The sequence below is a fragment of the Lacticaseibacillus jixianensis genome (assembly GCF_003946485.1).
Classification (GTDB): Bacteria; Bacillota; Bacilli; order Lactobacillales; family Lactobacillaceae; genus Lacticaseibacillus; species Lacticaseibacillus jixianensis.
This window is the reverse complement of record NZ_RHOJ01000042.1, coordinates 1-7,857: the sequence shown is the minus strand read 5'-3', so window position 1 is coordinate 7,857 and position 7,857 is coordinate 1. Positions and strand designations below refer to the sequence as shown.

The window sequence follows — 7,857 nt, the reverse complement described above, 5'->3', positions numbered from 1 at the left end:
TAGTATACCTGTATTTTTTTGAGATTTCGAGTAAGTGTATTTAGTGTACTCAAAATCAAGTTCTGTTTCATATAAAAAGCATTTGACCAGTTGGCCAAATGCTTTTTCGCTATTGCATTGATGAAATTGTAATCGAGAATTACAGCTTCTGGTTGTAGTATTCAACGACCAGCGCTTCGTCGATGTCTGGTTCCAGTTCGTCACGGGTAGGGAGCCGGACAAGGGAGCCTTCCTTCTTGTTATCGTCGAAGGTCACGTAGGCAGGACGAGAAACCGTTGCTTCGAGGGCTTCGCCGACGATGGTCAGGTTCTGGCTGCGTTCGCGCAGGCCAATCACTTGGCCAGGCTGAACTTCGTATGAAGGAATGTCCACGCGCTTGCCATCAACGGTCACATGGCCGTGGTTGACGAGCTGACGCGCCTGCGGACGAGTGGTGGCCAAACCGAGACGGTAGACCATGTTGTCGAGGCGGGTCTCAAGCAGGATCATGAAGTTATCACCATGGGTGCCTTCTTTGATCTTGCCGGCGCGGATAAACAGGTTCTGGAATTGGCGTTCGTTCAAGCCGTACATCCAACGCAACTTCTGCTTTTCAGTGAGCTGCTGGCCGTATTCGGAAACCTTACGGCGGTTATTGGCACCGTGGTCACCAGGGGCGTACGGACGACGAGCAAGTTCTTTACCAGTGCCGGACAGGCTAAGCCCCAAACGACGGGACTGCTTCCAGCGAGGACCAGTATAACGAGACATAGGATATTTCCTCCAAGATTTTTATTTGGAGTAAAATAATGAATTGTGAATTCAGAACACGGGCAGTCGGGCTAAGCCGTTCGCTCTTGCAGCCGCGGTTACTAAGCTCTCCGATACCGGTTGCCAAACTGGAGCCGACCATTCCATTCACTGCTGCATTATTTTACACGCGCACTAGTATATCGCGGAAAGGGCCGCTGCGTCAAGGTGTTTCGCAAGGGCGGCGCCGAAGTCCGCCAGCACCTTCAGATCGTCTTCGGAAAACCGGTCCAGGACCGGTGAGTCGATGTCCATGATCCCCACCGTGGTCCCGCCGACTTTCAGCGGCACGACGACCTCTGAGTTGCTGGCGGCATCGCAGGCGATGTGGCCGGCAAATTCGTGCACGTTTGGCACGCGCAGGGGGGTACCTTTGACGTAGCTGGTACCGACTACGCCGCTACCGGGCTTGATGTGCATGCAGGCGACCTGCCCTTGGAAGGGGCCGAGGTCGAGCGAGTCGGCCTTCTGACTGTAAAGGTAGAAGCCGGCCCAGTTGACTTGGTCCATGCTGTTGTACAGCAGGGCCGAGGCGTTGCTTAAGTTGGTGATCACATTTTGCTCGCCGTCGAGCAGGGCGGCGACTTGGGCAACGATCACGGGATCAATAGTAGACATATCAAGCACTCCTTTTGACATCCGAAGTCCCAAACGCCGCGGCTTTTCCTATTAAAAGGGTTTCATATTGCCGGCGTTTTTGAGATACTAGGAACCGAAGACGATTCTCGAAACATTAGTGCCAGTGTACGTGGCAGTGGCAGATAATGCAACATCGAGCATCGGCGCGGAAGGTGTAGAGAAAATGAATTGGATTATCATCGTTTTGATCATCATCGCGCTTTTAGCCTTGGGGGTATGGGGCTATCAGCTGCACAACACCCGGCAGATCCACGACATGGACGCTGCGGTGGCCACGCTCGACTCCGGCGCGGTCGCGGGACTGGTGCGCAATATTCAGCAGTTGAACCTGACGGGCGACAGCCTGGCGGACTTCAAGGTCTGGCGGCAGAAGTACCAGGCGCTGGTCGACGGGGAGCTGACTGAGCTGCAAACGGCGCTGCTTGACGTCGAGCAGGCCAACAAGCAGTTCCGCTTCGGGCAGGTCAAGGACGGGTTGGCCAACATCGACGCAGTGCAGACCGCAGCGGCGAAATCGATGAAGCAGATCGAGGACCACTTGGGGGCAATCAAAGCCGCCGAAGAGGCAAATGCCAAGCGCCTGAAGACCCTGCGCCATGATTACCAAGAGGCCCGCAAGACGGTGCTGGCGAAGAGCTTTGCCTTTGGGGACGCCCTGCCGGCCTTAGAAGACAGCCTGCAGCAGATCGCCGCCGGGTTGACGGATGCCACCGAGGTCAACTTGGCTGGTGATCCGCAGAAGGCTGCCGCGGCAGTCAAGCAGCTGGGCAACACGGTCGCGGCGCTGAAGCTTCAGGTCAAGCAACTGCCACCCTTGGTCAATTCGGTGGTCAACGAGTTTCCCGCGCAACTGAAGGAAATTCAAGGGGGCTACCGGCAGCTGACGGCGCAGCACTTTATTTTCACTGAGGATGTGGCGGCTGGCACCGCGGCCGTGCAGACGATGGTTGAGCATGCCGAAGATCAAATCAAGGGCCTGGACGTCACCGAGCTGACCGCCAACACCGCCGCCATCGCGGACAAGATCGACAGTTTGTACGCGGTGATGGAAAAAGAGCTCAACGCCAAGGCCGCTGTGCTTGACCAGCAACGCGAGCTGCGCCAGTTCATCAACCACGCGATGCAGCAAAATCGCCTGCTGACGATCGAGCTGGATCACCTGAACCAGTCCTATCAGCTGAACCACGACGAGATCAAGCACGCGGCCGACCTGAAGGGGCAGCTGGACACCATCAACCAGGCCTTCGATCAGGCCAACGACCAGATCGCGCAAAAACAGGCAGTATATTCTGAGCTGCTGGCCCAGTTCACGCAGGCCAAAAGCGACCTGACCGCCATCGAGAAGCAGCAGCAGGCGATCAACGCCAGCGTGTCCGGCCTGCGGGAAACCGAGCGCAAGGCGCTGGTGCAGGTCGAGGCGTTTGAGCGGGCCGTGCGCGACGTGCGCTATGAGGTCTCACGGCACGACTTGCCGGGCTTGCCGAAAGCGTACCGCGACTTTTTCAAGGTCGTTCAAGACGAGATCCTGCAGTTAAAGGATGACATGGATCAGGTCAAAATCGACCTGGACGCCATTGCCAAGACCCTCATTCGCGTGTCTGCCGACATCGATCAGCTCAAGCAGCAAAGCCGCGACATCATTAGCGCGGCCGGTCTGTGCGAACAACTGATGCAGTACGCCAACCGCTACAAGACCTCGCACGAAGAGGTCGCCCAGGCGATGCAGCAGGCGGCTAAGCTGTACGCCAAGTACGATTACCAGGGCGCGGCGGACGCCATCGCCACGGCCTTGGAAACGGTGGAGCCGGGCAGCTACAAGAAGGTTGCCGACGACTACAACGCCCAGCAGCACGACGAACTCGTTTGATTAAAAAGGCGACCACCCCAGCACTTCAGCCGGGGCGGTCGCCTTTTTGCTTTCGCTTATTTGCGGGGGGTGATGTAGGGCACGCGCGGCACCGTCACGCCGACGCTGGTCCCCGCGACGTACTCGGCAGTGGCGACTTTGGCGAGATGTTCGGTTGTGCCGGTCAGGATCACGCCTTTGAATTTGAGCCGGTCAGCCGGCGTTTTCATCGCGTACTGGTAAGCCTGATTGGCCTTGGCGCCTGTCCAGTGCAACTTCAGTGCCTTGCGCCACCACTTGACCTGGCTTGGGGGCGTTTGGCCGTCGCTGAGCGCCATGCCGATCGGGGCCTCTGCGATTTTTGGCTGATCAACGTCGCCGGCAACGGCAGCGTGAGCCGTGTCGTTGAACAGGTAGGCCCACCGTAAGTTAAGGTTCTTTGGCAGCATCTCCTTGAGCTCCGGGTAGGTGTAGCCGCGCTTGAAAGTGACGGCGATTTCGCCGACGTGATTCGGCAGCTGGGCCAGTGTTCTGGCTTCGTTGGGCAAGCCCTTGGTCCCGGTGTAAAAGCGGGCAATTTTTTGCAAGGTGCCTGGCTGAAAATCCTGACGTTTGAATGGCTTCTGCTGATCGCCGGCCACGGTTTGAACCGTGAAGCTGTCGTCCATCCACCAATGCAGGTTCGTGTAACTGGAGCTGAACGTCCCCCAGGGCACCATGTAGCCGTCGATATCCTTGTACTCTTTGGTCACGACGTTGCCGCCGAAGCTCGTGTTGTTCGCCAGCATCTCTGAGGAGAGCGACACGTTGGGTTCAGCTACGGTGTGATAAGCGTTCAATTGCGCCACCAGGGCACTGCTTTGCCGGGCTGCCAGCTTGTTTAAGAGGCCGTAACCCAGCGGCACCATGATCACGACCACGATGGCGGCAGTCGCGGCCATCATCAGCCGCTGCCGCCACTTGGCCCGGCGTAATGCGTTGTCTAACATTGTTGATCCTCCCATTTCAGGCGCAGCTGCTTGCGGGTGCGGGCCAGCATCGTTTTGACGCTGGCTGGTTTCAGCCCTAGCAGCTGCGCGATTTCTTCATATGAAAAGCCGTAATAGTACTTGAGCGCCACCAGTTCGCGCTGGTTAGGGGGCAGAGGCGCGATCAGGTCGCCGAACGTGGCCGCCGGCGTCTGGCCGGCGGGCTGCTCGGGCAGGTGCGCCGCCAACGCTTCGCGGCGGTGCTTGCGCAGCTCATCGAGAAATGCATTCAGGGCGATGCGGTAGAACCAGCCGTCGAAGTTGCGGACGGTCAGGCGGGGCAGCAGGACAATGATCTTTTCGTAGGCAGTCGCCACGGCGTCTTCGGCATCGGCACGCTGGATCCCGCGCGCTTGCAGCCGGCGGACGACCTGGTCGCCGAGTGCCAACAGGTGCTGGTCGAACTCTGAGTGGGCCATCTCGCTCCTCCTTCCCTGAATAAGACGTTTGAACCCCGCCAAAAGTATACAGGCCAAGGGCAGGTTTCCCTAGATTTTTTCCCCGGCCGCCATCGATGGTTCATTTTCCCTGGGATATTTGGTATACTGGCAAGCAGCTAAACTTACGAAAAGAAAGAATGGTCAACATGATTTATTTTGACAATAGCGCGACGACCAAAGCCTTGCCGGTGGTGCTGGACACCTACCGGAAAGTCTCAGAGGACTTCTTCGGCAACCCCAGCAGCCTGCATGCAGTCGGCGGGCGCGGCAACGAGGTCCTGCAAAGCGCCCGCAAGCAGATCGCTGACTTGATGCATGCCAAGCCGGATGAAATCTATTTCACGTCCTGCGGCACGGAAGGCGATAACTGGGTCATCAAGGGCACGGCCATCGAAAAGCGGCCGTTCGGCAAGCACCTGATCACCACCCAGGTCGAACACCCGGCAGTGATCAACACGATGAAGCAGCTGGAGGACCTCGGCTATGAGGTGACTTACCTCCCGGTCGACAAGCGCGGGTTCATCGATCCGGAAGACCTGCGCCAGGCGATCCGCGAGGACACGATTTTGGTCTCGGTGATGGCGGTGAATAACGAGGTCGGCGCCAAGCAGCCAATTGATGCCGTGGCGAAGATCTTGCAGGACTATCCGCGCATCCACTTCCACGTTGACGCCGTTCAGGCCATTGGTAAGGGGCTGATGAAGTCCCTGCGCAACCCGCGGATCGACTTTTTGACCTTCTCCGGCCACAAGTTCCACGCCCCGCGCGGCACGGGCTTTATCTATATGAAGGAAGGCCGCCACATCGCGCCACTGCTGACCGGCGGCGGCCAGGAGGACAACCTGCGCTCCGGCACCGAGAATACGCCGGCCATCGCGGCGATGGCGAAGGCGCTGCGGCTGCTGTTGACCGACGAGGACCAGAAGGTAGCGCACCAGCAGGCGATTCGCAAGGCGATTTACGATCACGTCAGCCAGCTGACGAACGTGACCATGTTCTCACAGCTGACGCCGGATTTTGCCCCGCACATCCTGACGTTCGCCATTGCCGGCGTGCGCGGCGAGACCATCGTCCACGCCTTCGAGCCGCACGACATTTACATCTCAACGACCTCGGCCTGCTCCAGCAAGAAGGGCACCGAGAGCTCCACTTTGGCCGCCATGCACGTGGATGACAGCATCGCGACCTCGGCCGTGCGGGTGAGCCTGGACGAGTACAACACGCTGGCGGAGGCGCAGGCCTTCAACCAGGCGTTCGACCAGATCTACGCGGGCTTTACCAAACTGATGCCGACTGCTTAATTATTGGAGGAAAAATTCTGTGAACTATTCTGAAATCATGGTGCGCTACGGGGAACTGTCCACCAAGGGCAAGAACCGCCAGGCCTTCATCGGCCGGCTCCACGGCAACGTCACCAAGGCGCTGCACGAATTCCCTGATCTGACCATCCGGCCGAAGCGCGACCGCCTTCACATCGAGCTGAACGGTGAGGACGCCAAGGCCGTGATGGCCCGCCTGGCCAAGGTGTTTGGCATCCAGACCTACTCGCCTTCGGTCAAAGTGGCAAAGGACATGGCCGCGGTGCACCAGGCCGTGCTCGACCTGATGAACGAAACGGTGCCCCAGGGGGCCAGCTACAAGGTCAACACGCGCCGGTCGGACCATACGTTTGCGCTCGACACCAACGAGATGAACCTTAACATCGGGGACTTTCTCGTTGACCAGCGCCCGGACCTTAAGGTGCAGATGTACCATCCGGATTACATCCTGCGCGTGGAAGTGCGGCGAGAGGCCATTTACCTGTCCAACCAGACCATCAAGGGTGCGCTGGGCATGCCCGTGGGGACGGCCGGCAAGGCGATGCTGATGCTGTCCGGTGGGATTGATTCACCGGTGGCGGGGTATTACGCATTGAAGCGCGGTGTCGACCTGGAAATGGTTCACTTTTTCAGCCCGCCTTATACGTCGGATTCGGCGTTGAACAAGGCGAAGCAGCTGACCACCAAGCTGGCACCGTACGCCGGCTACATCAAGTTCATTCAGGTGCCGTTCACCGAGATCCAGGAAACCATCAAGGCCACCGTGCCGGAAGGGTACCTGATGACGGTGCAGCGCCGGCTGATGCTGCGGCTGACGGCGGCGTTGGCAGCCCAGCGCGGCGGTCTAGCCATCGTCAACGGCGAGTCGATCGGCCAAGTCGCGTCCCAGACGCTCGAAAGCATGGTCGCCATCAACGACGTGACCACGCTGCCGATCATCCGGCCGGTCGCCACGATGGATAAAACGGAGATCATCAAGGTTGCCCAGGACATCGACACGTACGATTTGTCGATCATGCCGTTTGAAGACTGCTGCACGATTTTCGCCCCACCGTCCCCTAAAACCAAGCCAAACTTGGAAAAGACGCGCTACTACGAAAGCCGGCTCGACGTTGAAGGCTTGATGCAGCGGGCACTGGATGGCGTGAAGATCACCGAGATCAAGTCCTCCGATGAGTTCATGAATCAGGACCAGGACATGATCTCCGAGCTGCTGTAAAAAGGAGACCGCGATGACAGAGATCCGCTACATGAACCGGCCCGAGGCCAAGGCTTACCTTGAATGGACCTACGCGGCCCCATATGAGTTCTACAATATTCCAGCGGCCGAGCACGCCGCTGAGATGGACGAGATCTTTGCCGAAGACGGGGACGACTACTACTCTGCCTTGGATGGGGATGCGCTGATCGGAATGTACGAGTATTCTTTCCCAGAGGGGGTCATGGAGATCGGTCTGGGCCTGGCGCCTGAATACACCGGCGCCGGCCGCGGCCGGGGGTTCGTCCAGGACGGCATCGCGTTTGGCCGCCAGCGTTATCACTACGCCGGCCCCATCACCCTTGAGGTCGCCGCCTTCAACGCCCGCGCCCGCCACTTATATGAGGCCCTGGGCTTCAAAGAAATGGGCACCCGCGAAGCCGATGCGTATGGGACACCAGTGACCTTCGTGAAGATGCAGTTAGATCAGTAAGCCGAAGGGTCGTCTGCGAAGACGGCCTTTTATATGAAACAGAACTTGATTTTGAGTACACTAAATACACTTACTCGAAATCTCAAAAAAATACAGGTATACTA

8 protein-coding genes are annotated in these 7,857 nt (G+C 58.3%); 4 read left to right on the top strand and 4 right to left on the bottom strand.

The window, feature by feature from the left end:
- Window positions 1-139: 139 nt before the first annotated feature.
- Together rpsD and EKM85_RS11295 are read right to left on the bottom strand one after the other, a co-directional pair.
- Window positions 140-751, bottom strand: a complete 612-nt coding sequence (gene rpsD, locus EKM85_RS11300; RefSeq protein ID WP_125586955.1) for a 30S ribosomal protein S4 — start codon at window positions 749-751, stop codon at window positions 140-142.
- A gap of 174 nt (window positions 752-925) precedes the next feature.
- On the bottom strand, window positions 926-1,408 hold the full coding sequence (locus EKM85_RS11295) for a GAF domain-containing protein (protein WP_125586953.1): 483 nt from the start codon (window positions 1,406-1,408) through the stop codon (window positions 926-928).
- Between the two features lie 184 nt (window positions 1,409-1,592).
- On the opposite strand from EKM85_RS11295, the gene ezrA reads away from it, so the two are divergent.
- Window positions 1,593-3,296, top strand: a complete 1,704-nt coding sequence (gene ezrA, locus EKM85_RS11290) for a septation ring formation regulator EzrA (protein ID WP_125586951.1) — start codon at window positions 1,593-1,595, stop codon at window positions 3,294-3,296.
- 56 nt (window positions 3,297-3,352) lie between these two features.
- Here ezrA and EKM85_RS11285 read toward each other — a convergent pair whose 3' ends face one another.
- On the bottom strand, window positions 3,353-4,264 hold the full coding sequence (locus EKM85_RS11285; RefSeq protein WP_164510764.1) for a sigma factor regulator N-terminal domain-containing protein: 912 nt from the start codon (window positions 4,262-4,264) through the stop codon (window positions 3,353-3,355).
- Complete coding sequence (locus EKM85_RS11280; protein WP_125586947.1) at window positions 4,258-4,722, bottom strand: RNA polymerase sigma factor; 465 nt, start codon at window positions 4,720-4,722, stop codon at window positions 4,258-4,260. Before EKM85_RS11280 ends, EKM85_RS11285 begins: the two co-directional genes overlap by 7 nt.
- Before the next feature lie 167 nt (window positions 4,723-4,889).
- On the opposite strand from EKM85_RS11280, the gene EKM85_RS11275 reads away from it, so the two are divergent.
- From EKM85_RS11275 to EKM85_RS11265, 3 genes are read left to right on the top strand one after another with little or no spacing between them, the layout of a single operon-like run.
- Window positions 4,890-6,044, top strand: a complete 1,155-nt coding sequence (locus EKM85_RS11275) for a cysteine desulfurase family protein (RefSeq protein WP_125586945.1) — start codon at window positions 4,890-4,892, stop codon at window positions 6,042-6,044.
- A 19-nt stretch (window positions 6,045-6,063) separates the two neighbouring features.
- Complete coding sequence (thiI, locus tag EKM85_RS11270) at window positions 6,064-7,281, top strand: tRNA uracil 4-sulfurtransferase ThiI (RefSeq protein WP_125586943.1); 1,218 nt, start codon at window positions 6,064-6,066, stop codon at window positions 7,279-7,281.
- A 13-nt stretch (window positions 7,282-7,294) separates the two neighbouring features.
- A complete protein-coding gene (locus tag EKM85_RS11265; RefSeq protein WP_125586941.1) occupies window positions 7,295-7,753 on the top strand; it encodes a GNAT family N-acetyltransferase in 459 nt (152 codons plus the stop codon).
- The last annotated feature ends 104 nt before the right edge of the window (window positions 7,754-7,857 follow it).

Excerpts from the sequence above, each read along its gene's own strand:
- ezrA (WP_125586951.1), top strand. The coding sequence starts at position 1,593 with ATGAATTGGATTATCATCGTTTTGATCATCATCGCGCTTTTAGCCTTG.
- EKM85_RS11285 (WP_164510764.1), bottom strand. The coding sequence starts at position 4,264 with ATGTTAGACAACGCATTACGCCGGGCCAAGTGGCGGCAGCGGCTGATG.
- rpsD (WP_125586955.1), bottom strand. The coding sequence starts at position 751 with ATGTCTCGTTATACTGGTCCTCGCTGGAAGCAGTCCCGTCGTTTGGGG.
- EKM85_RS11275 (WP_125586945.1), top strand. The coding sequence starts at position 4,890 with ATGATTTATTTTGACAATAGCGCGACGACCAAAGCCTTGCCGGTGGTG.
- EKM85_RS11280 (WP_125586947.1), bottom strand. The coding sequence starts at position 4,722 with ATGGCCCACTCAGAGTTCGACCAGCACCTGTTGGCACTCGGCGACCAG.
- EKM85_RS11265 (WP_125586941.1), top strand. The coding sequence starts at position 7,295 with ATGACAGAGATCCGCTACATGAACCGGCCCGAGGCCAAGGCTTACCTT.
- EKM85_RS11295 (WP_125586953.1), bottom strand. The coding sequence starts at position 1,408 with ATGTCTACTATTGATCCCGTGATCGTTGCCCAAGTCGCCGCCCTGCTC.